The 25189-nt window shown below is 55.8% G+C and carries 18 protein-coding genes, 2 tRNA genes and 2 rRNA genes; 12 read left to right on the forward strand and 10 right to left on the reverse strand.

All coding sequences use genetic code 11. From position 1 onward, the window contains the following. Positions 1 to 190: 190 nt before the first annotated feature. Entirely contained in the window at positions 191 to 643 is a 453-nt protein-coding gene (locus tag R0135_RS14650; RefSeq protein ID WP_407347662.1) for a copper chaperone PCu(A)C, read from the forward strand. Positions 644 to 661: 18 nt separating this feature from the next. Further along, positions 662 to 1750 carry a DUF2333 family protein gene (locus R0135_RS14655; RefSeq protein WP_407347663.1) on the forward strand — a complete coding sequence of 363 codons (1089 nt, stop codon included), beginning with the start codon at positions 662 to 664 and terminating at the stop codon, positions 1748 to 1750. Positions 1751 to 1758: 8 nt separating this feature from the next. On the opposite strand, the gene R0135_RS14660 is transcribed toward R0135_RS14655, so the two are convergent. Together R0135_RS14660 and R0135_RS14665 are read right to left on the reverse strand one after the other, a co-directional pair. After that, entirely contained in the window at positions 1759 to 2103 is a 345-nt protein-coding gene (locus tag R0135_RS14660) for a pentapeptide repeat-containing protein (RefSeq protein WP_407347664.1), read from the reverse strand. Between the two features lie 71 nt (positions 2104 to 2174). Continuing rightward, entirely contained in the window at positions 2175 to 3176 is a 1002-nt protein-coding gene (locus R0135_RS14665) for an adenosine kinase (protein ID WP_407347665.1), read from the reverse strand. Between the two features lie 123 nt (positions 3177 to 3299). Here R0135_RS14665 and mrcB point away from each other — a divergent pair, with 123 nt between their 5' ends. Then, entirely contained in the window at positions 3300 to 5549 is a 2250-nt protein-coding gene (gene mrcB, locus R0135_RS14670; protein WP_407347666.1) for a penicillin-binding protein 1B, read from the forward strand. Further along, entirely contained in the window at positions 5549 to 5974 is a 426-nt protein-coding gene (locus R0135_RS14675; RefSeq protein ID WP_407347667.1) for a hypothetical protein, read from the forward strand. The genes mrcB and R0135_RS14675 overlap by 1 nt, the downstream gene beginning before the upstream one ends. On the opposite strand, the gene R0135_RS14680 is transcribed toward R0135_RS14675, so the two are convergent. Then, positions 5971 to 7455: an ATP-binding cassette domain-containing protein gene (locus R0135_RS14680; protein ID WP_407347669.1), complete on the reverse strand. Its 1485-nt coding sequence runs from the start codon at positions 7453 to 7455 to the stop codon at positions 5971 to 5973. The genes R0135_RS14675 and R0135_RS14680 overlap by 4 nt on opposite strands. A 150-nt stretch (positions 7456 to 7605) precedes the next feature. On the opposite strand from R0135_RS14680, the gene R0135_RS14685 reads away from it, so the two are divergent. After that, entirely contained in the window at positions 7606 to 8223 is a 618-nt protein-coding gene (locus R0135_RS14685; protein WP_407347670.1) for an NUDIX hydrolase, read from the forward strand. Between the two features lie 335 nt (positions 8224 to 8558). On the opposite strand, the gene R0135_RS14690 is transcribed toward R0135_RS14685, so the two are convergent. The 5 genes from R0135_RS14690 to R0135_RS14710 all read right to left on the reverse strand — a co-directional run bounded on the left by R0135_RS14690 (position 8559) and on the right by R0135_RS14710 (position 13793). Continuing rightward, positions 8559 to 9179 (reverse strand): delta-aminolevulinic acid dehydratase, encoded by a 621-nt coding sequence (locus tag R0135_RS14690; protein ID WP_407347671.1) that lies wholly within the window; start codon positions 9177 to 9179, stop codon positions 8559 to 8561. Positions 9180 to 9192: 13 nt separating this feature from the next. Next, entirely contained in the window at positions 9193 to 10200 is a 1008-nt protein-coding gene (gene hemB, locus R0135_RS14695) for a porphobilinogen synthase (protein WP_407347672.1), read from the reverse strand. A gap of 18 nt (positions 10201 to 10218) precedes the next feature. Then, positions 10219 to 11499, reverse strand: coding sequence for a glutamate-1-semialdehyde 2,1-aminomutase (gene hemL, locus R0135_RS14700; RefSeq protein ID WP_407347673.1), 1281 nt, complete (start codon positions 11497 to 11499; stop codon positions 10219 to 10221). Between the two features lie 121 nt (positions 11500 to 11620). Beyond that, positions 11621 to 12040 (reverse strand): CopD family protein, encoded by a 420-nt coding sequence (locus tag R0135_RS14705; RefSeq protein WP_407347674.1) that lies wholly within the window; start codon positions 12038 to 12040, stop codon positions 11621 to 11623. Between the two features lie 10 nt (positions 12041 to 12050). After that, positions 12051 to 13793 (reverse strand): chloride channel protein, encoded by a 1743-nt coding sequence (locus tag R0135_RS14710; RefSeq protein WP_407347675.1) that lies wholly within the window; start codon positions 13791 to 13793, stop codon positions 12051 to 12053. Between the two features lie 91 nt (positions 13794 to 13884). Between R0135_RS14710 and argC the strand changes: the two genes are divergently transcribed. Further along, positions 13885 to 14922: an N-acetyl-gamma-glutamyl-phosphate reductase gene (gene argC, locus R0135_RS14715; protein ID WP_407347676.1), complete on the forward strand. Its 1038-nt coding sequence runs from the start codon at positions 13885 to 13887 to the stop codon at positions 14920 to 14922. Positions 14923 to 15062: 140 nt separating this feature from the next. Next, entirely contained in the window at positions 15063 to 15416 is a 354-nt protein-coding gene (erpA, locus tag R0135_RS14720) for an iron-sulfur cluster insertion protein ErpA (protein WP_407347677.1), read from the forward strand. Between the two features lie 59 nt (positions 15417 to 15475). On the opposite strand, the gene R0135_RS14725 is transcribed toward erpA, so the two are convergent. Together R0135_RS14725 and R0135_RS14730 are read right to left on the reverse strand one after the other, a co-directional pair. Beyond that, positions 15476 to 16591, reverse strand: coding sequence for an anhydro-N-acetylmuramic acid kinase (locus tag R0135_RS14725; RefSeq protein WP_407347678.1), 1116 nt, complete (start codon positions 16589 to 16591; stop codon positions 15476 to 15478). Between the two features lie 5 nt (positions 16592 to 16596). Further along, positions 16597 to 18009 (reverse strand): peptidoglycan DD-metalloendopeptidase family protein, encoded by a 1413-nt coding sequence (locus R0135_RS14730; protein ID WP_407347679.1) that lies wholly within the window; start codon positions 18007 to 18009, stop codon positions 16597 to 16599. A 164-nt stretch (positions 18010 to 18173) separates the two neighbouring features. Here R0135_RS14730 and tyrS point away from each other — a divergent pair, with 164 nt between their 5' ends. The 5 genes from tyrS (at position 18174) to R0135_RS14755 (ending at position 24997) form a co-directional block, all read left to right on the forward strand. Then, complete coding sequence (gene tyrS / locus R0135_RS14735; protein ID WP_407347680.1) at positions 18174 to 19475, forward strand: tyrosine--tRNA ligase; 1302 nt, start codon at positions 18174 to 18176, stop codon at positions 19473 to 19475. A gap of 350 nt (positions 19476 to 19825) precedes the next feature. Continuing rightward, a 16S ribosomal RNA gene (locus R0135_RS14740) occupies positions 19826 to 21359 on the forward strand. Positions 21360 to 21453: 94 nt separating this feature from the next. Beyond that, positions 21454 to 21530, forward strand: a tRNA-Ile gene (locus tag R0135_RS14745). Positions 21531 to 21571: 41 nt separating this feature from the next. Next, positions 21572 to 21647, forward strand: a tRNA-Ala gene (locus tag R0135_RS14750). Positions 21648 to 22092: 445 nt separating this feature from the next. Then, positions 22093 to 24997, forward strand: a 23S ribosomal RNA gene (locus R0135_RS14755). The 16S and 23S rRNA genes sit together here with 2 tRNA genes alongside, the layout of an rRNA operon. Positions 24998 to 25189 lie beyond the last annotated feature (192 nt).

The following is a 25189-nucleotide window of genomic DNA, read 5'->3' on the forward strand; positions in this document are numbered from 1 at the left end:
GCGTGTTTGCCTGGCGGGTCTTTTGCCACCATTTTTGATCGCCAGGTAGGCCGTCTCCCCAGAAGCTCTGTCTGCCGCGAAACAACGTGATGCAATGCGGTGTTGCCCCTCGCATGTTGCTAAACTTGAGTCAGACAAGGCCACGTACCGGCACAGGCAGATATTTACTCCCTGGAGGAAGTTTTGGTTCATGATTGATCTTAGAGTTCCCCTGTTAGCGCTTTTTACTGTTGTTGGCGTGAACGCATTCGCACAGGTCCCCGAGGTTTCTGGTGCCTGGGTGCGGGCAATGCCGCCCGGACAGCATATGACTGCTGCTTACCTACAGTTGCGCAATCTCACTGCAGGCACGGTGTCGATCACGGGTGTCCACTCTGATGTCGGTATGGCCAGCCTGCACGAAACGCGCCTCGAGGGCGGTCGCTCATCGATGCGCGCCGTTGATAGTCTGGATCTTGCAGCGGGTGAGGCGATTAGCATGGAGCCAGGTGGCTTGCATATCATGCTCATGGGTTTGGAGACGACACCTGTTGAGGGCGATATTGTGCCTGTCTGTTTGCAAACGAGCGAGGGCGAGGTCTGCGCAGATGCGCAGGTTCAGCGCGCAGCGCCCGATACCCAAGGCAGCCATGATCACCACTAAGTACTGGAAGCGATCTTCATGACCGATGACACAAATGCCAGCTCCGACATCCCTAAGCTTGGCTGGGGTCGACGCTTGCGCAACTTTGCCGATGATTACCTGCCGCAGGGGCGGTGGCTGTCGATCACGCTGGCCACGTTTGTCGTGTATTCGCTGGTGGTGCTTGTTCTGGGCGTCTACTGGAGCGTTACGCCCGCAGAGTTCGATGTCGTTGAGCGGGCTCGAAGCTACACTACGAGTCTCGCTGCCAGTGATGCCGCAGCCGCGCCGGTAACCGGTGCAGTAACTACTGCGGCTTTGCTCGGGGTCGTGGACACCATGCTGTCAAAGCCCGGTGGGTATCTGCGTAACGATAGATTTCCGCCGGGTGTCTACCTGGACAATATCCCCAACTGGGAGTACGGCGCGCTTATTCAGTCACGGGACTTGGTGCGTGCGATGCGCGAGTTCTTTTCACGCTCGCAATCCCAGTCCAAGGAAGATGGGGACCTGTCTCTTGCAGAGCCACTGCTGAACTTCCAGTCAAACAGCTGGCTGCTTCCCGCCTCAGAAAACGAATACCGCAAGGCCATGCGATCGACACAAGCTTACCTTCAGCGATTGATGGACCCCAATGCCCAGAATGCACAGTTCTATGCGCGAGCGGACAATCTCCGCGAGTGGTTGGCGATGGTGAACACCCGCTTGGGGAGCCTTTCTCAGCGACTGTCGGCGAGCGTGTCCGAGCGACGTCTGAACACGGATCTTGCTGGAGATGGCAATGCGAGTCAGTCCACGGCGGCACCCAGTGAGTTGGAGGTGCGGACACCCTGGAACGAGATTGACGACGTGTTTTATGAATCCCGGGGTGCGGCCTGGGCTCTCATTCATTTCTTAAAGGCAGTGGAGGTCGACTTTGCTGATATTTTGCAAAACAAGAATGCCCAGGTGAGCCTGCGACAAATCGTCAGGGAGCTTGAAGGCACGCAGGGTGTTGTGTGGAGTCCGCTTATTCTTAACGGCTCTGGGTTTGGCCCGCTGGCAAATCACTCTCTGGTGATGGCGTCCTATATCAGTCGCGCTAACGCTGCGATCATTGATCTTCGGGACCTGTTGTCTCAGGGCTGACGCGGGTTTCAGTCCTTGCGATAGCGCAGTCGAGTGCCGGTATCCAGCGACAGGCGAATCTCTTCGGCGCTCAGTTCTTCCGGGAAGTACACCCCCGAGAGCTTGGCATCCAGAAGGCTCGCGCCCTGAATATTGGTGGAGCGAAAATCGATGCCCGATAGATCTGCGTTACGAAAGTAAGAGTTAGAAAAGTCCAGGCCCTTCGCGTTCATGTTCCGAAGGTCGCGCCCGCGGTAATCACCGTTTCGCAGCTTACTGGAATCCAGTGTGTCGCGTTGCTCGTTAAAGGCCTTGATGTCTTCCTGCCGCAACAGCTGGTACAGGGGGTCGGTCTTGATATGCGGCTTGTCCATAATGACTACGATTCCTGATTTTGTCCGTGGGTTCGTTACTCAGCGTTTGGGGGCTGTCGGCTTTTGAGCCTTCAGCTCTTCCCAAAAAAGCTGTCCCGTAGTGTCCCATACTGTTCTGGCGCAAGGCGAGGCCCCCACTGGGATACCACAGTCCCGGCGGCAAAACTGGCAAACCGCCCGGCCGTTGGGAAGTCGTGCCCTTCGGTAAGTGCATACAGGAAAGCACCTGCGAACATATCGCCGGCACCATTGCTGTCCAGGGCATCTACCGAATGCACGGGTATCTCGTGTAGCTGCTCGCCGTCAAAGCACACCGCTCCGTCGCCACCACGGGTGATTACAAAACGCTTGGCTGTATCTTTCATGGCTTCTACGGCGTCTGCAAGTTCGGTGGTGCCGGTCCAGCTTTTGGCCTCGGCATCATTGGCAAAGACCAGGTCTACGCCGGGCCCCACGATTTGTCGAAATTGCTCGGGAAAGAACTGCACCATGCCAGGATCCGAAAAACTCAGTGCCACAGGAATACCCGCGTCTTGAGCGACTTCCCTGGCACGAACGGCTGCAGCGAGGCCTGTTTCGGAGCTTACAAGGTAGCCTTCAATATAGACGTACTCGGAGTCGATGATGGCCTCGGGATTCAGCTGCTCGATGCTCAGTTTCTCGGAGGCTCCCAGATAGGTGTTCATACTGCGCTCAGCGTCGGGAGTCACCAGCACCAGGCACTTGCCTGTGGGCTCATCGGTTCTCACCGGAGCCGAGAAACTGACGCCTGCATCGCGCAGGTCGGAGACATAAATACGACCGTCGGCGTCATCAGCCACACGACAGGTCATAAAGCATTCCCCACCAAACAGCGCCGTGGCGATGACGGAGTTGCCGGCGCTGCCACCGCTGGCGTGATTCGCTTCTACCAAGTGTCCGTCCAGGGCCCGCAAGAGTGCTCCGCGACGGTTGCTGTCCACGAGGGTCATCAGCCCTTTCTCAACGCCCAGTTCAGCCAGCAATGGATCGTCAACACGAATCTCTGTATCGACTAGTGCTGCGCCGAGTCCGTACACCTTAAAACGCTTCATGTTCTATCCTGAGCACAAATGAGCGCGGCATTATGCGCATCTTGCACGGCGATGTGTAGGGCGGCATCGAAAAGTTCCCTTGCAAGTGGCTGACGGACCTGCCCCGAAGTACACTGCGCGGCCATGGCCAGTTCTCTTCAATTTTTGCGTAAGCTCCTCATCGTTCTCGCCTGCGTCGTATTCGCCGGGCTGTTCTATCTGAATGCGCTTATCACCAATACCTTCGAAAGCAAACGCTACGCATTGCCTGCGCAGGTCTATGCGCGTCCGCTGGAGCTTTTTGTCGGCGCGCGGCTCCCTCAGACTGCCGTGGTGCAGGAATTGGAGCGCCTGGGATATCGCCGAGTCGACCGTGTGCGCGATCGCGGTCAGTACGAGGTTTTTGGAACGCGTATGCGACTTCACAGTAGAGGCTTTGTGTTCCCCGACGGGCGCGAGCCCGCACGCATGGCTACTTTGGAGTTTTCTGGCGCCTCACTGGCGGCGCTGAGCAGTGCTGGCGCCGAGCTGGATATTTTGCGCCTGGAACCCACCAAAATGGGCGGTATCTATCCTGCACACGGTGAGGACCGTATTTTGCTGCGCCTCGATCAGGTGCCCGATACGCTTCAGAGTGGCCTGCTGGCTATTGAAGACCGAAGTTTTTATTCGCATTGGGGGTTTTCGCCGACGGGTATTGCTCGTGCTGCCCTTGGCAATATGCGCTCCGGGCGTGTGGTCGCCGGTGGTAGCACCGTCACGCAGCAACTGGTCAAGAACTACTACCTGAGTTCTGAACGTACTCTCAGGCGTAAGGTACTTGAGCTGCTAATGGCCGTGCTCATCGAAGTGCACTACGAGAAGTCACAGATTCTCGAGAGCTATCTTAACGAGGTGTATCTGGGCCAGGATGGTCCCCGCGCTATTCATGGATTTGCCCTTGCTGCATTGCACTACTTTGACAGGCCTCTGGAAGAGCTGGGATTGCATCAGCAGGCGCTGTTGATCGGAATGATTCGGGGCCCGAGCCTGTACAACCCAAACCGCAATCCGAAGCGTGCGCGGGAGCGACGGGATCTGGTGCTTCAGGTGATGGCCGAGCAGGGACTGATCAATCAGGAGCAAGCCGTGGTGGCGCAGGCCATGCCTTTATCTGTGGGCGGTGCGCGGCGCATTGACAGTTACCCGGCGTATCTGGATCTGGTGCGGCGTCACTTGAAGGAACAGTATCGTAAGCAGGACTATGCGACGGCTGGCCTGCGAATCTTTACGCCCTTTGATCCCCGTCTGCAGGATCAGCTGGAGCGCAGTACGACCCGTGTCATGGATATGCTGAATCCGGCGGGCGACCTTCAGACCGCTAGTGTTGTGACGCGCACCGTTAACGGCGAGGTGGTGGCTATTGTGGGGGGGCGAAAGCCGCGGGCAGCAGGATTCAATCGAGCCCTGGATGCCAGGCGCCCCGCAGGCTCTCTACTGAAACCGGCGGTTTATCTTGCTGCTCTGGAGCAATCAGAGCGCTACACCCTGGCGACGCCGCTGGACGACTCGCCCTTGCGTATAGCCGGACCTAACGGGGACGTCTGGGCGCCGCGCAATTTTGATCGGGAATCCCATGGTGATGTCCTTCTGCATCGCGCGCTCGCCAAGTCCTACAATCAGGCCACTGCCCGTCTGGGTATGGATATAGGTTTGCCCGCGGTGGTTGATATGTTGCAACGTCTGGGCCTTCGCCAGGATGTTCCAAAAGTGCCATCGCTGGTGCTCGGCGCCGGTGAATACTCACCGCTGATGATGGCGCGGTTGTATCAGACCATTGCCGTAGACGGAACTCGTACCCCTTTGAGGAGCATTCTTTCTATTGTGAATCGCGAGGGAGCAATTCTTCGCAACAACATCACTGAATACGAGCGCGCGGTAGATCCCCGAGCCATACATCTGTTGCACTACGCCTTGCGCGAGGTAGTTCGCGAGGGCACCGGGCGCGGCGTTTACCGCAGTCTTGCCGACGACTTCCATGTGGCGGGCAAAACCGGCACCACCAACGATGGACGAGACTCCTGGTTTGCGGGTTTTTCTGGCGATCTGCTCGCCGTGACCTGGATCGGCCGCGACAATAACGATGCCACAGGGCTCACCGGGTCCAGCGGAGCTCTGCGCGTATGGGCGGACTTTATGGCGAAAGCGGCCGGTCGGCCCTTGAGCTATCGTATGCCCGGTGGTGTAGAGCTGCATCGCATAGATGATGTCAGCGGGGATCTTACCGGCGAGGGTTGCCAGAATGCCCGCTTGCTGCCATTTATCGTGGGTTCTCAGCCTGAGAGTAGTACCGGGTGTCAGCCCAGGGCAGAGGGTATTCGCGGCTGGTTCGAAAAACTGTTTGGTGGTGATTAATGCCTGAATTGAAGCCGAAGTATTTTAGAGCTTTGCTGCTTGCGCTGGGGCTGCTGTTCTTAGGTGCCTGTGCTTCGGGTCCCGCGCCAGTGTCGCCAGAAGCCCCGGAGGCTAATCTGCCAAGGTCTCGCGTTCCTACACCCACGCTACCTACAGACTCCACCGTTTCCCCCGCGGTAAGCCCCGTTGACAGTCTTCTTGAGGAGGCCCGGGCGTTTCGCGAGGGCGGAAACCTGTCGGCCAGCTTTGCCCGTCTCGAGCGTGCGCTGCGTATCGCTCCCCAGCGTGCAGAGGTGTACCTGGAACTTGCTCGAAGTCACGATGCAGCCGGCAGACCCCAGCGTGCTTCGGCCAGTGCCGAGAGAGGATTGTTGTATTGCTCTTCCTCGACCTGCGCCGCTTTGCGTAAATTTATTGAGTCCTAAAGATCACTCACAAGAATCCTCGAGCCGTCTTCTTTCGGTTCGAATTGCAGTAGCTGGTTAATGCATCGAGGTAGTTCGCCGGCCGTATGACTTACGAATAGCAACTGACAGCGTCCCTCATCCACTACGTGATCCACCGCATCCAGCAGCAGTCGTCTGTGCCCGGGATCGAGGCTCAGCGTCGCTTCATCGAGTAGTAGCACGGCCGGTTCCTTGACCATGGCCCGAGCCAGGAGCACCAGACGTTGCAGACCAAAGCTGAGTGTGTGGAATTCTCGTGATCGCTCTGAGGCAAGTCCCAGAGCGCTTAGCCAGTGCCGTGCAGCAGCGCGCTGCTGGTCGCTCGGGCGGTCGCGAAGACCAATGCTGTCAAAGAAACCCGAGAGCACTACCGCCTCTACGCTGCTGCCATTAGGCACTGCAAACTGCATCCGGGCATCGACCCTCCCAAATCGCGCTTTAATCTCCCAAACACTTTCACCACTGCCCCGGCGTTTGCCAAACAGCGATACATCCTGTCCGTAAGCCTTGTGATTGTCGCCAGTGAGCAGGTCAAGCAGCGTGCTTTTTCCACAGCCATTGGGTCCGGCGATGAGACTGTGTTGATTCGGGCCCATGCGCCAGTTGAGGTTCCGAAACACACAGAGATCGCCGAAAGAGACAGATACATTGTTGAGCTCTATGGTAGCGGTAACGCAGTCAGGTGCTTCCAGCCCCGGTTTGGCCGGCGGCAAGCCAAAGTCCAGCGGCGGAGCTTCCATCGCTTTTTGACCCTCAGGGCTACTGAGTACTTCCCGAGGACTACCCGTCGCAACGATGCGTCCTCGCTCGAGAAGCATCAGGCGGTTGCAGGCGTCGGGGATCTCTTGCGGGCTGCGGCACAGCGTCAGAACGGCCGGTGTCTGCAAGATTATGCTGTTGAGAGCTTCGTGGAGCCGTTGTTGTGTGGCAGCGTCTAAACCATCCAGGGGACTGTCCAGAATCAGTAGTGTGGGCTTGCTCAACAACGCGCTGGCCAAAAGTGCTTTGCGCATCTGGCCGGTGCTGATGTAACGCAGCCCCCGGTCCAGGATATCCTGCATATCCAGAAGCGCTACGAGCTGGTCCCATTCCTGTGCAGAGCAGCCCTCGGTCGGCAGTAGGTCGCGCACTCGGGTGCCGATATCCCTGGCGTTGCTTTCGAACTCCGCGCAATCGAGCTTTTGATCCCGCTCGCACAAGCGTCGACCCCGCTCGAAGCACACGTAGGCCGTGCCTCCGGTGCTCAGCTCATCGCTTCGCACCAGGCTGCCCGCGTAGCGCGTTTGCTCCCCGGCGATAATGGTCGCCAGCGCAGTCTTGCCAGCACCATTGGCGCCGAGAATGGCCCAGTGATCGCCCTGTTCCCACTGCCAGTTAATGCCCTGTAAAGCGGGTTTGGCGCGGTAACTGAGTGCCAGTTGTTGGGTGCAAAGCAAATAATCTTTGGGTGATTCGGGCACCGGTGATTCCTCATACGCAGTCCAAGGCAGTGTAATTGAGTCCAGCCAGTGGTGTGTAAAACGAAGTTTTTAGTCTCTGCGCTTGCGACTGCCATGTCCTGCTGGCTTAATCCCCTGTCAGAGAATATTCGCCTTAAGGCAAACACCCCTGTGTCCATCTCCCTATTACAAATGGCCGAATCCGGTTTGGCCAGTCATCGACCCTCGCGTAAATGGTTGAAAGGGATCATGAAGCGGGCATCCGTTGCGCTGATATTGCAGCTTCGGGATGGCGAGCTTGGTGTTTGGATGATTCGCAGGGCAGAGCATGAGGGGGACCCCTGGTCGGGGCAGATGGCATTCCCCGGTGGGCGCATGGAGGCGGAGGACGAAAACGGCCTTGCTACAGCAAGAAGAGAAACCGAAGAAGAAATCGGCTTGCATCTCGGTACGCTGGAGCCTTGCATCGGTAAGCTTTCGGAGCTCAATGCGGTAAATAGTCGTTTTCGAGGTTTGGTGATATCGCCCTATGTTTTCCACCTCAAGCGCAGCGTGAACTTTCATCCAAACTACGAAGTTGCCGAGGTTGTTTGGGTGCCTCTGGAGTTTTTGCTGGATACGGACAACCGCGAGGAAATGGTCTGGGAGCGCAACGGCATTCGCTTACGCATGCCCTGCTACTTCTATGAGGAAAGACGTATCTGGGGTCTGTCTTTGCGTATGCTCGATGAGTTGATGGATGTAGTGGCGGGGAAGTCTCCCGAGCGTCGCCGCTGGCGTCGCCGCTAGGCGGCCAGACAGTCGGCAGTCCTTTGAGCTGCTCGCGCATCTCCAGATAGGCCTCAGCATTGTTAAAAGCGCTCGACGGACGCTCAAAGGACTACCGCCTGCCTGACCTGATCAGTGCGATGTTTCGGCGCTGTTTCGTGAGTCACCTGTCCTGAAGATTCCTAGTGGCTCGGCGCCGCTTTGCTCGAGCGTCCGTCGAGCGCGTTGTTTAATACTAGGATGCCGATGGAGATGCGCGAGCAGCTCGAGTAAAACGGGGCCGGGCCACCCACCGGAGTGTCTTTGGGGTGGTAGTCGTAAAAGCCGTATCCCGCGAATACGCGATGAACCTTTTTTTAGTTGCCGCCCTCGTCACCGCGCAGGAATGCTTTGGTATCAAGCATCAGATCGGTGAGCGCAGGGTCTTCTCGGCTTGCTTCCAGCAAGGCCTCACTGGACGCTTCGCTGCGTAAAAACGCGCGCAGAAGATCCATAAGCACCGGCGTCATATCGGGGTCGCGGGCCCAACGAGGGGCGTTGACGAGATTTCCTGTGACGGCCTCGCCACTGTAATTCAGCCAGTAGCCACCGCAGCTTGAGAGGTAATAGTCATCTACTCGGCCAAAGCTTTGGTTGGGCGTAGATGAGTCAAAGCCATCGCTGGGTACTTCCGAAATGCGCTTCAGAGCGAATACCCAGCGCGAGCCCACCGGGAAATCCTCTGCGGGAGGTCGACAGTAATCCCGGGTCTCCATCCATACCCGGACCCTATCGAGATAGTTGCGGCCCCGGAGATTCTCTTCCACGGCAACATCGACAGCATTTCCCTTGATGCTAAGCACTTTTGCTGCAATCACCAGATCGGCTGATTGTTGAACGTCGCTAAAGGATCCTTGCCACAGGCAAGCGCACTCAGCGTGCAGCGCGCTGCAAAGGCCGCTCAGTAGCAATGCCACAATGACCCGTAGGCCAGGCATCACTACAAAACGGTTACTGGAGTGCGCGCGCTGCATCCAAGGCGAAGTAAGTGAGAATGCCCGCGCAACCGGCGCGTTTGAACGACATAAGAGACTCGAGCATCACTGCCTCCCGAGATAGCCAGCCGTTTTCAAAGGCTGCCATGTGCATCGCGTACTCGCCGCTTACCTGATAGGCAAAGGTGGGAGCTTTGAGTTCTTCGCTGACCCGTCGGACGATATCCAGGTACGGCATTCCGGGCTTTACCATAATCATGTCTGCACCTTCGCCAAGATCCAGCGCACACTCATGTAGAGCTTCGTCGCTGTTTGCCGGGTCCATCTGGTAGCTGAACTTGTTCCCGCCTTTGATGTTGCCCGAGGAGCCTACGGCATCACGAAAGGGGCCGTAGTAGCTGGACGCGTATTTGGCGGCATAGGACATGATCAAGGTATTGACGTGTCCAGCCTCTTCCAGAACCCCGCGAATCGCGCTGATGCGCCCGTCCATCATGTCCGAAGGTGCTACGACATCAGCTCCGGCTGCTGCGTGGCTGGCCGCCTGCTTTACCAGTATATCGGTGGTTGTGTCATTGAGGACGTAGCCCTCGCTGTCAATGATTCCGTCCTGGCCATGCGTGGTAAATGGATCCAGAGCAACATCCGTAATCACGCCGAGTTCCGGCTGAGCCTGTTTGAGTGCACGAACCGCGCGTTGAGCGAGGCCGTCTGTATTGAACGCTTCTTCCGCTAGCAGGCTTTTCTTGTGTGCGGGCACAACCGGAAACAGAGCAATTGCAGGAATCCCCAAGCTCACCATTTCACCGGCAAGTTCCACCAGAAGATCAATGCTCAGGCGCTCGACGCCGGGCATAGACGGTACAGCCTCCCGTTGATTCTCTCCCTCGAGGACGAAAACAGGGTAGATGAGGTCGTTGGGTGACAAGGCGTTCTCACGAACGAGTCGCCGGGCAAAATCACTGGCGCGGAGCCTGCGCATGCGCGTGCCCGGAAAGGCGCCGCGGGTAGATTCAAAAGCCATTGCTATCTCCTTTAGGCCTTACAGTGCGGCAAACGCGGTAGCGGCCGCGGCAACGGTCTGCTCAATGTCTGCGTCCGTATGTGCGGCGGACATAAAGCCGGCCTCATAGGACGCCGGAGCCAGATACACGCCGAGATCCAACATGTGGTGAAAAAAGCGGGCAAAGCTATCGGTGTCGCAGGCCATGACGTCAGCATAGTTGGATACGCTTTCGGCATCTGTAAAGAATCCTCCGAACATGGTGCCTGCATGATTAGTGGTGAACGGTACCCCGGCTTTGTCCGCGGCGCCTTGCATGCCATCGCACAGGGCCTGGGTTCGCGCAAACATGGGCTCATAAAACCCCGGTCGGGAGATGATTCGCATGGTCGCCAGTCCCGCTGCCATGGCGATGGGATTTCCTGACAAGGTGCCTGCTTGATAGACAGGCCCCAAAGGTGCAATTTGTTCCATGATCTCGCGCTTGCCCCCGAAGGCGCCTACGGGCATCCCCCCGCCGACGATTTTTCCGAGACAGGTGAGGTCAGCCTCAACGCCCAGATGTCCCTGAGCCCCATGGGTGCCGAAGCGAAAACCGGTCATTACTTCATCGAGAATAAGCACTGCGCCGCTGGCGGTGCAGACTTCGCGCATAGCGCTGAGAAACTCAGGCTTGGGCAGGATGCAGTTCATGTTGCCGGTCACGGGCTCAACGATGAGGCAGGCGATCCTATCGCCGTGCTCAGCGAAGGCCTTCCTCAGGCCGTCGACATCGTTGTAGGTCAAGGTCATGGTGTAGTCGGCAAGTGCTGCAGGGACCCCTGGTGAACTGGGTACTCCCAGAGTGAGTGCGCCAGAGCCGGCCTTAATGAGCAGTGAGTCTGAATGACCGTGATAGCAGCCTTCAAATTTCACGATTATGTCGCGGCCGGTGTAGCCCCGGGCCAGACGAATTGCGCTCATGGTGGCTTCGGTGCCCGAATTCACCATGCGCACCAGATCCATGTTCGGCATGATGTCGCAGATCGTATCGGCCAGCTCAATTTCGAGTTCCGTAGGCGCACCAAAGCTCAGACCTTTTTCTGACTGGCGAATAACGGCTTCGCGCACTTCGGGGTGATTGTGTCCCATGATCATGGGGCCCCAGGAGAGCACATAGTCGGTGTAGCGCTTGCCGTCGCAGTCAAAGATATAGGCGCCATCTGCCCGGTCGATGAAAACCGGGGTCCCGCCCACTGCCTTAAATGCGCGAACGGGTGAATTGACGCCGCCGGGTATGTGCCGGCTTGCGCGCTCAAAAAGTTCCGATGATCGGCTCATAGTGGATGCCGTTCCTTGTTAGTGGGTGTCAGGGTTCAAATTATGACGCTTTCGGCGACTGAAGACCGGTTCCTTAATACTGTTATTGGCAATGTTGTTGGCAATCTTTGTTCAAATGTTCTCAGAATGGCTTGAGGACTACCAGAAAGACGATGGCGAACAAAAACAGTACAGGAATTTCATTAAAAAATCGGTAGAACACGTGGGTGTGGTGATCTTCGTCGGCATTGATGCGGTTGACGTACCTGCCGCATTGCACGTGGTAGACCACCAGGAACGCCACGCCTGCCAGTTTCAGCCACAGCCAGGTCGCACTGAGGTAGTAGTCCACATTGAGGCTGATCAGGCTTACACCAAAGATGATCGTTAGTACCATAAAGGGAGTGACAAACCGGTAGAGCTTTCGGGACATTATTGCCAGCTGAGCTCGGGTCTCGGGGTGTTCGCTTGCAGCGTAGTAAACGAATATTCTGGGCAAATAAAATAGGCCTGCAAACCAGCAGACAACGAAAATAATATGCAGTGCACGTAACCAGAGCATGGGGTGAATCCTAGGCGTTTAGGTGGTCCAGGGTAAAGCGCTCGATGCGATCGCGAGTCACTATACCGCGCAGGCTTCGCTTGCCCTTTTGACCTCGAGTGTACACACAGACCGCTTCGACCGTCCGCGCTTTCAGGATATCCAGAACCTGCCTTAGCGTGGCCTGCTCCGGCACCGCAGCGATCGTCCAGCGGCGCAGTGATGATTCGCTGACATCGCGAATGAGAACTTCCTCAGAGTCTTGATCGGGCGTCTCCTGAAGCCAGGCCATAAGATCTTTGCCACTCACCAAAAAAAGATCGTCTCCATCGCGACTCACCAGGCACCAGTTAGGTACCTGAAGCGCGAGTGTCGCGGAAACGGCGGGCTTCACCTTCTCGGCGATAACGACGACGCTGCCATCGATGACGGCGTTGACGTCCGTACGGTGAAGAAGCTGGTTCAGTGGGTCGTCAGGAAGTTGCCGTCGGAGCTGGCTAATAACGCTGCGGTGGGCAGAGCGCTGCCTGAATACGCTCAGGTTCGTGAGGTTGGCCAGAATGATAGCCAGCAGAGCCGGCATCGCGACACTGGTGCTCTGGGTTAGCTCGATGACGGCCAGACAGGCCGCCAGAGGTGCGCCGAAGGTTGCGCCCATAGCCGCGGCCATGCCAATGGTTACGTAGAGCGTTGGATCGGTAGCGATGTCGGGGTAAAACACATACCCCAGTTGCCCAAAGAATCCACCCAGGCAGGCACCGATAAGCAAGGTAGGACCGATGAGTCCCACCGGCATACCAAATCCGACGCTGATTGCGGTGGCGAATATTTTGGCACCAGCGATGAGCAGCAGTGCACCCAGTGCGATCTGCCCGTACATTACTTTGCCCAGCGTGTCGTAGCCGATGCCCAGCGTCTCCGGAATAACAATGCCTAGTGCGCCGGTAATTACGCCCGCCAATGTGAAACGAACAATCAACGGCCATTTTCCAAAGCCTGCACTGATGGTGCTGGTGCGAATCAGCATGGCTGCAGCGCAGCCGCTAAAAACACCAAGCAGCGCTATGTAGGGTATTTCCCAGAGCGTGTTTAGCTGCACGCTCGACATATCGAAAATCTCTGAGCCGCCGCCAAATCGCTGGCTCAACGCTGAGGCTGCTACCGCTGAGAGCATAACCGGCATAAAACCCGCGACGGTGTATTCGGCAATGATCACTTCCATGGCAAAAATCACCCCCGCCAAGGGGGTGTTAAAGGCGGCCGCAATTCCGCCGGCCGATCCACAGGCAATGAGCACCCGAAGGCTGTTGTTTGGGAGTGCCAGTCGCTGGCCGATAATGCTGTTGATGGCACTGCCAAGATGCACACCAGGGCCTTCCCGTCCGCCCGACTGACCGGTGGCGAGCGCCAGCACTCCGCCAAAGAATTGCACTACCGCATTGCGCCAGGGAAGCATGCCGTAATTGCTATGTAGTCGGCTGATGACATGGACGATGCCAACTTCGCGATCTTCCGGGCGTAAAAACGAAAATACGATGCCCAGTGCCAATCCGCCCAGCGAAGGCAGGAGAAACCGGTTGAGGACACTGAGTGTTTCGTAGTCCTCCCCACGATTACCCACACCCCAAATCTGCGCGATTTGTTCAATACCGTGCTCAAACGCTAACACTGCTGCGCCGGACGAGATGCCGGCAATGATGCCCAGCAGCGCGTAGGCTGTGACAGAGTCGTAACGCGTCAGCGCGCGCCGATAGGATCCGAAGCTAGGTGCCAAGCGGGTGTTCCAATCGATAAAGCATCAATGGTAGCAATTCTATGGGCTGCTTTGGCGATATACTCCTGCGCCTCGATACACGGGAGGCATCATGATCAAGGTAGGTATTGTTGGCGGCACGGGCTATACCGGCGTAGAGCTGCTGCGCTTGCTTGTTTCGCACCCAAAGGTGGAGATCGCATTGATTACCTCCCGCGCGGAATCCGGACGGCGTGTGGATGACTTGTTTCCCAGTCTCCGCGGTCATATCGAGCTGGGTTTTAGCGATCCCGATGACGCTGAGTTGGCTGCCTGTGATGTGGTGTTCTTTGCGACACCCCATAACGTTGCCATGCGCAGTGTGCCCACGCTGCTTGCTGCGGGAACCCGTGTGGTTGATCTATCGGCGGACTTTAGAATTCGAGACGTGAAACTCTGGGAGCATTGGTATAACGAAACCCATGCCTGCCCGGAGTTGATTGCGGACGCGGTTTATGGACTTCCGGAGCGCAATCGCGAGCAGATTCGTACAGCGCAGTTATTGGCCTGTCCGGGGTGCTATCCCACGGCGGTGCAATTGGGGTTCATGCCGCTACTCGCTGCGGGCCTTGTGAATACACAATCACTGATCGCCAATGCGGTTTCCGGAGTCAGTGGAGCCGGGCGCCAGGCAAAGATTGATAACCTTCTCACCGAGGTCAGTGACAGTTTCAAGGCCTATGCGGTGAGCGGTCACCGACATTTGCCCGAGATCGAGCAGGGTTTGGCTGATATTGCGGGAGGTCCGATATCCCTGACCTTTGTGCCGCATCTAGCGCCGATGATTCGCGGCATTCACGCGACGCTCTATGCCACACTGAACGACGCAGGGCGTGCGGCGAATTTACAGACGGTGTTTGAGGCGTTTTATCGCGACGAGCCCTTTGTTGACGTCCTGCCGTCGGGGCAATACCCGCAGACCCGGAGCGTTCGCGGTGCCAATACTTGTCAGTTGGCTCTTACGGTGCCCGGAAGCAGGGATACCGTGGTGGTGACAGCTGTAGAGGATAATCTCGTAAAGGGTGCGGCGGGGCAGGCCATTCAGTGTATGAATCTGATGTTTGGCGAAGACGAGAGTCTGGGAATTGCACAGCCGGGTCTCCTGCCTTAAGTGCAACCTTGTATAGCGGTCGCGCCCAGCTGCCGCTATACTTGACTCTGTTACTTGGTTTTATTGCGCCGCTACCTTTAACACTTGGTTATTAATCAATAGTTTTATCGACCCAGCAGGCGCCTGGTATCCGGAATAGCATGACTGTCGCAGAAGCCTTTGATCCAAACGCCATTACCTTGTCTGACCGAGCGGTCAACAAGGTACGTGAACTCGTGAGCGAGGAAGAAAATACCGCCTTGAAGCTCCGCGTGTTCATTACTGGCGGAGGTTGTTCGGGTTTTCAATACGGTTTTTCTTTTGACGAAGATGCCGCAGAAGATGACACAACGATCGAGCGTGAAGGCGTAACGGTGCTTGTGGATCCCATGAGCTTCCCTTATCTCGCGGGCTCTGAGGTTGATTACAGCGAGGGACTTGAGGGTTCGCGCTTTATTGTCAACAACCCCAACGCAACGACAACCTGCGGCTGTGGCGCTTCGTTCTCTGTCTAGCTTCGTAGTTAAAGCTTAAAGCTTCTCTTACTCAAGCGTCAGCACGCCAATAAAACCCCCTACGCTGGATGAATGGCACCCAGCACCCGAGGTCCCGCTGCGCCGGTCACACGTTCTGCGTTACCGGGTTGGCCCGATAAGGTTCGGTTGGCTAACCACGCAAAGGCACAGGCCTCCACCCACTCTGCTGCCAGCCCCAGTTCGTCGCTTGTACCCAATCGAATGTGCATCGTGTCCAAGCGTGTGTGTAGACGTCGCATCAGGTCTGTATTGCGAGCGCCGCCACCACACACAAAAAGCGCCTCGGGCTGTTGCTCACAACGCCGCAGGCTGTCGGCGATGGCAAAGGTGGTTAATTCTGCAAGTGTTGCCTGAACGACGCCGGGATGTAGATCACTGCCCAGCTGGGCGTCCAGCCACTGGAGATTGAACAGTTCGGGACCCGTGCTCCGGGGGCCGCTTCGCGTGAAATAGGGGTCTTGTGTTAAGCGTTCCAGTAGCCCCGGGTCTGCTTGGTGTTCCGCTGACCAGGCGCCGTCTGCATCGAAGGCATCCCCTGTGTTGCGCCTGATCCAGGCGTCAAGCAGGGTGTTGCCCGGCCCGCAGTCGAATCCGGCAAGCACGCCGGAGCCGTCGAGCAGTGTCGCATTGGAGATTCCCCCAATATTGACGATGGCCCTGCATTGACCTTGGATGCCAAACTGCGAAGCGTGGAACAAGGGAACCAAAGGCGCACCCTGGCCCCCCGCTGCAATGTCGCGACGGCGAAAGTCCGCCACCGTGGTGATGCCGGTTAGCTCCGCAATACTGGCTGGGTCGCCGATTTGTAGTGAGTACCGACTTTCTGTGGGCCCCTGGGGGTGATGGCGGACTGTTTGTCCGTGACTGCCAATGGCTGTGATATCGGTGGGTTTTTGCTTGCTTTTACTCAGGAGAGTATTCGTTGCTTTCGCGAACTCAATGCCTACAGTCCGATCAAGCGTCGCGAGGGCATGAACGCTATCGCCAGTCCCAGCGGCCAGTGCTGCAAGTTGGTCACGCAGTGCAGGGTCATAGTTTTGAGTGTGTGTGTCTTTGAGGAGCGTTTGTCCTTGAGCCACTTCTACAAGGACAGCATCAATGCCGTCCATGCTTGTGCCAGACATCAGCCCTATGAACAGGCCATGAGGCGCCATGGTGCTCAGGGTGCGCCAATATCGCCGCTTGGGGTCACCGAGGCGAGGCGTCGTTCCTCGCGAAGCTGTGCCAATTGCGTCGACGCATCGGCGATGGCAACTCTAAAGCGCGGCATTTCCTCCTGAGGAAGCGACTTCGCCTTTGGCAAACTCTTGTGGATGGTGCGCGGATTGCGATGCACGCCGCCTACCAGAAACTCATAATGCAGGTGAGGACCCGTCGCGGCACCGGTTGATCCTACCGTGCCGATTACCTGGCTCTGCACGACGCGTTGGCCGCTCTTTACCTTGCGCTTGTTCAGGTGCAGGTATTTTGTGACGTAGCGATCGCCGTGTTGAATAAATACATAATTGCCGTTCGCACGGCTATAGCCCGCTTCCACAACCCGACCGTCACCGGCAGAAAATACCGGGGTGCCCCGAGGTGCTGCGTAGTCTGTGCCGTTGTGCGGACGTACTGTTTTGTAAATAGGGTGTCTTCGTCGAGGATTGAAGCCTGAGCTAATGCGCGTGAAATCAACCGGAGCCATTAGAAAGGCCTTTCTCATACTGACGCCGTCTTCGTTGTAGTAGCTGGTCATGCCCTTGCTATCGATATAGCGATAGGCGTCGAAGCGTTCGCCACGATTAGTGTAAGAAGCTGCGACTACCTTACCGTCTTCATACTTCTCGCCATCGAGATAAAGCTCCTCGTAAAGGATCTCCATGGTGTCGCCTTTGCGCGGGTCCATCACAAAGTCGATGACGCCGCCCAATATAATGGCGGCCTCCATAATAAGGTTGCTCGATAGTCCAGCCTCGCGACCGGCGAGAAACAGCGAAGACTCGATTTCTACTGTTGCCCAGCTCAGGCGCTGCTCGGGCTCTCGGATCGCGCGCTCAGAGGAGAAGCCCCCGTCCATGCGTCGATATACGACCGACTGTAGTCCGTTAATGGTGTGGCGAACGGCTGCGAGCCCACCGCTTTCATCGCGGAGGAATGCCAGGCTCTGGCCGGGGTAGATACGCTCCAGGTCGCGACCCTGAGGGGCGGTATGTACGATTTGGTATACGTCGGCGGTGCCGAACCCGGCTCGTTTAAACAAAAGCGACAGGTTGTCGCCGCTGCGGACGATAAACTCCTCCCAGGGTTGGGATGCGGGAGGGCTTGGCTCTTCTGTAAGATCATCGACTGTCGCCACGGCCTGAGCGGCCTCGATGATGGGAGCGACTTCTGTCGAGGGAAGAGTATCGTTCTCTTCCACCAAGACGGCCTCAGAGACGCTGCGCGTGGCGTTTACGTCACCGGACGGGGTGATGATCGCGGCTATTGCTACAAGCGCAGACAGGCCCGCCACCGCAAGAATGTGGTGGTGCGAAATGCCTTGTCGCTCAGCGATGGGAGTTGCGCCGCGGGGTGTTTTTTTATGGGTGATCATGTCACGGGCCCGATTATTGGGTGTTGAGTATATAAAAAAGATACGTTTTAGAGATAGTGGCGGATTTCACCTAGTGCGTTCAGCGTTTGGTGCGGTAAGGTCGCCAGCCTTTTAATGACCACGAACGATGAGAGTCGGCCCGGGCTGGCTCCGCGATATAAGTGATGACCATGACTAGTACACTGCTTACCGAACTACAGCAGCGGGAACTGATATTTCAGATTGCCGGTGAAGATAAGCTTGCCGGCTGGCTGGATGAAGGCTCACGCTCTTTATACTGCGGTTTTGATCCCACGGCCGATAGCCTGCATATTGGATCTTTAGTACCTCTCTTGATGCTGCGTCGCTTTCAGCTGGCGGGGCATAGGCCTATTGCCCTTGTGGGCGGCGCTACCGGTCTTATTGGTGATCCCAGTTTTAAAGCTCAGGAGCGGCAACTCAATACGCCCGATATTGTGGAAAGCTGGGTGGAGAAGTTGCGTCATCAGGTGTCCCGTTTTGTGGACTTTGACGCCGGAGCCCAAAGCGCGGTCGTGGTCAATAACCTCGAGTGGACCCGCGATCTGGATGTGCTGACGTTTCTGAGGGATATCGGTAAGCACTTTTCTATCAATGCGATGATTCAGAAAGAGTCGGTGAAGCAGCGTATCGAGCGCGAAGGCAGCGGTATTAGTTTTACAGAATTCACCTATATGATCCTCCAATCCTACGACTTTGCAGAGCTTTACAAGCGCTACGACTGTGGGTTGCAGTTGGGTGGGTCTGATCAGTGGGGCAATATCACCGGCGGTATTGACCTGACTCGTCGTCTTCACGGTGGGCAAGTGTATGGTCTTACGATGCCTCTGATCACCAAATCGGACGGCAGTAAGTTCGGCAAAACCGAATCCGGGACAATCTGGCTGGATGCGGCGCGGACGTCGCCCTATAGCTTCTATCAGTTCTGGCTATCTGTGGCTGACAGCGATGCCTATCGATTCCTCCGGTACTTCACCTTTCTAGCGGTTGCTGATATTGCTGACATCGAGCGCGCGGATGCCGAGCGAAGTGGTCGTCCTGAGGCGCAGCGCATTCTGGCCGAAGAAGTCACCAGGTTGGTGCATGGCGATGAAGGTCTGGCAGCGGCGCAGCGGATCACCGAAAGTCTGTTCAGTGGAGAGCCTTCGGGGCTCTCTGAACCGGATCTGGAGCAGTTGATGCTGGATGGTTTGCCCTCTAGCGTATTAGCTCCTGCTGGAATGCCGGAGACTTTGACTCAGCTGCTGACCGACGCGGGGCTTGCGGCGTCAGGTAAGCAGATAAAAGATGCCCTGCAGCGCGAGGCGGTGATCGTCAACGGCCGGGCGCTGGGTATGTCTGACAACGCTTCTCCTAAGGACGCGTTTGCTGCAGACAAGGCGCTTTTCGGGCGCTTTTATCTGGTACGACTGGGGAAGAAGAAGTACCACCTGTTCGCTCGAAACTGAATACCGTCGCGGCCCGTTTTGCGGTCTTTGGAAACTAATTCGAAATATCGCTTGCACGCATTGAGCATGTGAGTATAATTCGCCTCCCCGCTGATCAGTAGGTCGGCAGGAAAGCATCAAACCCAAGCGGTTTGATGGGTGTTTAACAAGAAGATGAAGACAGAAGTGTGGGCACTTGTTGGGATAGTTGTTTATGACTATTCAGACACAACAAGTGACTCATCAATTCATGACTACATTTATGTAGTTAGTAATTTATGATTTCGAGATGTGTCTGAGCCGAGATTTGTTAGTTAGCGCGGGTTACTGTGAAAACTAACCCTCATGCCGAGAGGCTGAGGTTAAAGATTAAACTGAAGAGTTTGATCATGGCTCAGATTGAACGCTGGCGGCAGGCCTAACACATGCAAGTCGAGCGCGAAAATACTTCGGTATGAGTAGAGCGGCGGACGGGTGAGTAACGCGTAGGAATCTATCCAGTAGTGGGGGACAACTCGGGGAAACTCGAGCTAATACCGCATACGTCCTAAGGGAGAAAGCGGGGGATCTTCGGACCTCGCGCTATTGGAGGAGCCTGCGTTGGATTAGCTTGTTGGTGAGGTAAAGGCTCACCAAGGCGACGATCCATAGCTGGTCTGAGAGGATGATCAGCCACACCGGGACTGAGACACGGCCCGGACTCCTACGGGAGGCAGCAGTGGGGAATATTGCGCAATGGGCGAAAGCCTGACGCAGCCATGCCGCGTGTGTGAAGAAGGCCTTCGGGTTGTAAAGCACTTTCAATTGGGAAGAAAGGTTGTGCGTTAATAGCGTACAGCTGTGACATTACCTTTAGAAGAAGCACCGGCTAACTCCGTGCCAGCAGCCGCGGTAATACGGAGGGTGCGAGCGTTAATCGGAATTACTGGGCGTAAAGCGCGCGTAGGCGGTTTGTTAAGTCGGATGTGAAAGCCCCGGGCTCAACCTGGGAATTGCACCCGATACTGGCCGACTGGAGTGCGAGAGAGGGAGGTAGAATTCCACGTGTAGCGGTGAAATGCGTAGATATGTGGAGGAATACCGGTGGCGAAGGCGGCCTCCTGGCTCGACACTGACGCTGAGGTGCGAAAGCGTGGGGAGCAAACAGGATTAGATACCCTGGTAGTCCACGCCGTAAACGATGTCTACTAGCCGTTGGGAGACTTGATTTCTTGGTGGCGAAGTTAACGCGATAAGTAGACCGCCTGGGGAGTACGGCCGCAAGGTTAAAACTCAAATGAATTGACGGGGGCCCGCACAAGCGGTGGAGCATGTGGTTTAATTCGATGCAACGCGAAGAACCTTACCAGGCCTTGACATCCTAGGAATCCTGTAGAGATACGGGAGTGCCTTCGGGAATCTAGTGACAGGTGCTGCATGGCTGTCGTCAGCTCGTGTCGTGAGATGTTGGGTTAAGTCCCGTAACGAGCGCAACCCTTGTCCTTAGTTGCCAGCACATAATGGTGGGAACTCTAAGGAGACTGCCGGTGACAAACCGGAGGAAGGTGGGGACGACGTCAAGTCATCATGGCCCTTACGGCCTGGGCTACACACGTGCTACAATGGAACGCACAGAGGGCAGCAAACCCGCGAGGGGGAGCGAATCCCACAAAACGTTTCGTAGTCCGGATCGGAGTCTGCAACTCGACTCCGTGAAGTCGGAATCGCTAGTAATCGTGAATCAGAATGTCACGGTGAATACGTTCCCGGGCCTTGTACACACCGCCCGTCACACCATGGGAGTGGGTTGCTCCAGAAGTGGTTAGCCTAACCTTCGGGAGGGCGATCACCACGGAGTGATTCATGACTGGGGTGAAGTCGTAACAAGGTAGCCCTAGGGGAACCTGGGGCTGGATCACCTCCTTAAACGATAAGCACTACCTGACGAGTGCTCACACTTTTGTCTTCATCTAATCGGTTGATACCACGCAAGAATAGTGTCTGGTGCAGACTCACTTATAGGCCTGTAGCTCAGTTGGTTAGAGCGCACCCCTGATAAGGGTGAGGTCGGCAGTTCAAATCTGCCCAGGCCTACCACTCAAACAGAGCGAGCACATTTACAGTAAAGGCGAGTAATTGGGGCTATAGCTCAGATGGGAGAGCGCCTGATTTGCATTCAGGAGGTCCGCGGTTCGATCCCGCGTAGCTCCACCATTTACGTGTTAAGTGATAGTAAGTAGATGGTGAGGTAAGCGGTAACCCGCGTGGTATTAGCAAAGTCAGAGGTAGGTACAGCGAGCTGTACCTACCTCTGGTTTTAACAACCGGATGTTCTTTAACAAGGTAGATCAAGCTGAGTTTATAAACTGAGCTGAAACACAGGCTACGTGCTTAGGCATGTGAGTGTGAGTCAGACGGTTTATAGATAAATTGTTCAGTGGTAGCGGGTTTCAATTCCCCGTTATCACGACGAGTTGTAATAGAAAAATATGTTGTAAAACATACTGTGACTTAAGCGTCACAACATCCGGCGGATCGGAGTCGGGTAAGTGCGTTAACCGCGCGTTTATCTCAAACGATCTTTACTAAACCCGGCCACGTAAGCATTTGCTTAAGGGCGTGGACGGGAGTCTTCTAGAACAGATAACTTCGGTTATATGGTCAAGTGACTAAGCGCACACGGTGGATGCCTTGGCAGTCAGAGGCGATGAAGGACGTTGGAGCTTGCGAAAAGTCTCGGGGAGGTAGCAACCAACCTTTGATCCGGGAATGTCCGAATGGGGAAACCCACCCAATGTAAGTTGGGTATCTGCGACTGAATACATAGGTCGTAGAAGCGAACGCGGGGAACTGAAACATCTAAGTACCCGTAGGAAAAGAAATCAATTGAGATTCCCCCAGTAGCGGCGAGCGACCGGGGAAGAGCCTGCATGTAATAGCTTTTGGGTTAGTGGAACGGTCTGGAAAGTCCGGCGATAGAGGGTGATAGCCCCGTACACGAAAATCTGGAAGTGGTACTGAGCATGCGATAAGTAGGTCGGGACACGTGATATCTTGACTGAAGACGGGGGGACCATCCTCCAGGGCTAAATACTCCTGACTGACCGATAGTGAACCAGTACCGTGAGGGAAAGGCGAAAAGAACCCCGGAGAGGGGAGTGAAATAGATCCTGAAACCGTGTGCGTACAAGCAGTGGGAGCAGACTTGTTCTGTGACTGCGTACCTTTTGTATAATGGGTCAGCGACTTATTGTCTGTAGCAAGCTTAACCGTATAGGGGAGGCGTAGGGAAACCGAGTCTTAATAGGGCGTTTAGTTGCAGGCAATAGACCCGAAACCGGGCGATCTATCCATGGCCAGGCTGAAGGTTGGGTAACACTAACTGGAGGGCCGAACCCACTAATGTTGAAAAATTAGGGGATGAGCTGTGGATCGGAGTGAAAGGCTAATCAAGCCCGGAGATAGCTGGTTCTCCTCGAAATCTATTTAGGTAGAGCGTCGTGTCTTACCCTGGGGGGTAGAGCACTGTTTGGGCTAGGGGGTCATCCCGACTTACCAACCCCATGCAAACTCCGAATACCCAGGAGTACAATCACGGCAGACAGACAGCGGGTGCTAACGTCCGTTGTCGAGAGGGCAACAACCCAGACCGCCAGCTAAGGTCCCCAATACCAATTAAGTGGGAAACGATGTGGGAAGGCTCAGACAGCTAGGAGGTTGGCTTAGAAGCAGCCACCCTTTAAAGAAAGCGTAATAGCTCACTAGTCGAGTCGGCCTGCGCGGAAGATGTAACGGGGCTAAATTGGTAACCGAAGCTGCGGATGCATGCTTGCATGCATGGTAGAGGAGCGTTCTGTAAGCCGTTGAAGGTGAACCGGGAGGTTTGCTGGAGGTATCAGAAGTGCGAATGCTGACATGAGTAACGATAAGGGGGGTGAAAAACCTCCCCGCCGGAAGATCAAGGTTTCCTGTCCAACGCTAATCGGGACAGGGTGAGTCGGCCCCTAAGGCGAGGCAGAGATGCGTAGTCGATGGGAAGCAGGTTAATATTCCTGCACTTCTTTATATTGCGATGGGGGGACGGAGAAGGCTAGGCCAGCGCGGCGATGGTTGTCCGCGTTTAAGGTTGTAGGCTGGTGACTTAGGTAAATCCGGGTTGCTAAGGCCGAGAACTGATGACGAGCTTCGAGCGAAAGCGACAAGTGAAGTGGTCGATGCCATGCTTCCAGGAAAAGCCTCTAAGCTTCAGATATAAAGGAACCGTACTGTAAACCGACACAGGTGATCAGGTAGAGAATACCCAGGCGCTTGAGAGAACTCGGGTGAAGGAACTAGGCAAAATGGTACCGTAACTTCGGGAGAAGGTACGCTGCTGTTGGTGATGGGACTTGCTCCCTAAGCTGACGGCAGTCGAAGTGACCAGTTGGCTGCGACTGTTTATTAAAAACATAGCACTCTGCAAACACGAAAGTGGACGTATAGGGTGTGACGCCTGCCCGGTGCCGGAAGGTTAAATGATGGGGTTATCTTCGGAGAAGCTCTTGATTGAAGCCCCGGTAAACGGCGGCCGTAACTATAACGGTCCTAAGGTAGCGAAATTCCTTGTCGGGTAAGTTCCGACCTGCACGAATGGCGTAACGATGGCCAAACTGTCTCCACCCGAGACTCAGTGAAATTGAAATCGCTGTTAAGATGCAGTGTACCCGCGGCTAGACGGAAAGACCCCGTGAACCTTTACTATAGCTTCACACGGGACTTTGACCTTATTTGTGTAGGATAGCTGGGAGGCTTTGAAGCAGTGGCGCTAGCCATTGTGGAGCCGTCCTTGAAATACCAGCCTGGTAATGTTGAGGTTCTAACTCAGGTCCCTGATCGGGATCGAGGACAGTGTGTGGTGGGTAGTTTGACTGGGGCGGTCTCCTCCCAAAGCGTAACGGAGGAGCACGAAGGTGCGCTAATCATGGTCGGAAATCATGAGGTTAGTGTAAAGGCACAAGCGCGCTTGACTGCGAGACTGACAAGTCGAGCAGGTACGAAAGTAGGTCTTAGTGATCCGGTGGTTCTGAATGGAAGGGCCATCGCTCAACGGATAAAAGGTACTCCGGGGATAACAGGCTGATACCGCCCAAGAGTTCACATCGACGGCGGTGTTTGGCACCTCGATGTCGGCTCATCACATCCTGGGGCTGAAGCCGGTCCCAAGGGTATGGCTGTTCGCCATTTAAAGTGGTACGCGAGCTGGGTTTAGAACGTCGTGAGACAGTTCGGTCCCTATCTGCCGTGGGCGTTGGAGAATTGAGGGAAGCTGCTCCTAGTACGAGAGGACCGGAGTGGACGAACCCCTGGTGTTCCGGTTGTGTCGCCAGACGCATTGCCGGGTAGCTACGTTCGGAAGGGATAACCGCTGAAAGCATCTAAGCGGGAAGCCCCTCCCAAGATAAGTTCTCCCTGACCCCTTGAGGGTCCTGAAGGGCCGTAGAAGACTACTACGTTGATAGGCTGGGTGTGGAAGCGTTGTGAGGCGTTGAGCTAACCAGTACTAATTGCCCGTGAGGCTTGACCATATAATCCAAGCTATTTGCGTGACTCGACCTTCTTCGTGAAGGAAGGGCACACAAGAAGACAACGGATGTTGTGAGCAAGTCATAGTGTGACAACACGGTGTGGTAACAACACACCAGAAAACAAACACACCGGACTGAACACCCGGCCTCAGCTTGAACTACCGACCTAATTTGTTGGGCGGCCAGAATACC

Source organism: Congregibacter variabilis, assembly GCF_045689235.1.
GTDB classification, from domain to species: Bacteria; Pseudomonadota; Gammaproteobacteria; order Pseudomonadales; family Halieaceae; genus Congregibacter; species Congregibacter variabilis.

Excerpts from the sequence above, each read along its gene's own strand:
- R0135_RS14650 (WP_407347662.1), top strand. The coding sequence starts at position 191 with ATGATTGATCTTAGAGTTCCCCTGTTAGCGCTTTTTACTGTTGTTGGC.
- R0135_RS14655 (WP_407347663.1), top strand. The coding sequence starts at position 662 with ATGACCGATGACACAAATGCCAGCTCCGACATCCCTAAGCTTGGCTGG.
- R0135_RS14660 (WP_407347664.1), bottom strand. The coding sequence starts at position 2,103 with ATGGACAAGCCGCATATCAAGACCGACCCCCTGTACCAGCTGTTGCGG.
- R0135_RS14665 (WP_407347665.1), bottom strand. The coding sequence starts at position 3,176 with ATGAAGCGTTTTAAGGTGTACGGACTCGGCGCAGCACTAGTCGATACA.
- mrcB (WP_407347666.1), top strand. The coding sequence starts at position 3,300 with ATGGCCAGTTCTCTTCAATTTTTGCGTAAGCTCCTCATCGTTCTCGCC.
- R0135_RS14675 (WP_407347667.1), top strand. The coding sequence starts at position 5,549 with ATGCCTGAATTGAAGCCGAAGTATTTTAGAGCTTTGCTGCTTGCGCTG.
- R0135_RS14690 (WP_407347671.1), bottom strand. The coding sequence starts at position 9,179 with ATGCCTGGCCTACGGGTCATTGTGGCATTGCTACTGAGCGGCCTTTGC.
- hemB (WP_407347672.1), bottom strand. The coding sequence starts at position 10,200 with ATGGCTTTTGAATCTACCCGCGGCGCCTTTCCGGGCACGCGCATGCGC.
- hemL (WP_407347673.1), bottom strand. The coding sequence starts at position 11,499 with ATGAGCCGATCATCGGAACTTTTTGAGCGCGCAAGCCGGCACATACCC.
- R0135_RS14705 (WP_407347674.1), bottom strand. The coding sequence starts at position 12,040 with ATGCTCTGGTTACGTGCACTGCATATTATTTTCGTTGTCTGCTGGTTT.
- argC (WP_407347676.1), top strand. The coding sequence starts at position 13,885 with ATGATCAAGGTAGGTATTGTTGGCGGCACGGGCTATACCGGCGTAGAG.
- erpA (WP_407347677.1), top strand. The coding sequence starts at position 15,063 with ATGACTGTCGCAGAAGCCTTTGATCCAAACGCCATTACCTTGTCTGAC.
- R0135_RS14725 (WP_407347678.1), bottom strand. The coding sequence starts at position 16,591 with ATGGCGCCTCATGGCCTGTTCATAGGGCTGATGTCTGGCACAAGCATG.
- R0135_RS14730 (WP_407347679.1), bottom strand. The coding sequence starts at position 18,009 with ATGATCACCCATAAAAAAACACCCCGCGGCGCAACTCCCATCGCTGAG.
- tyrS (WP_407347680.1), top strand. The coding sequence starts at position 18,174 with ATGACCATGACTAGTACACTGCTTACCGAACTACAGCAGCGGGAACTG.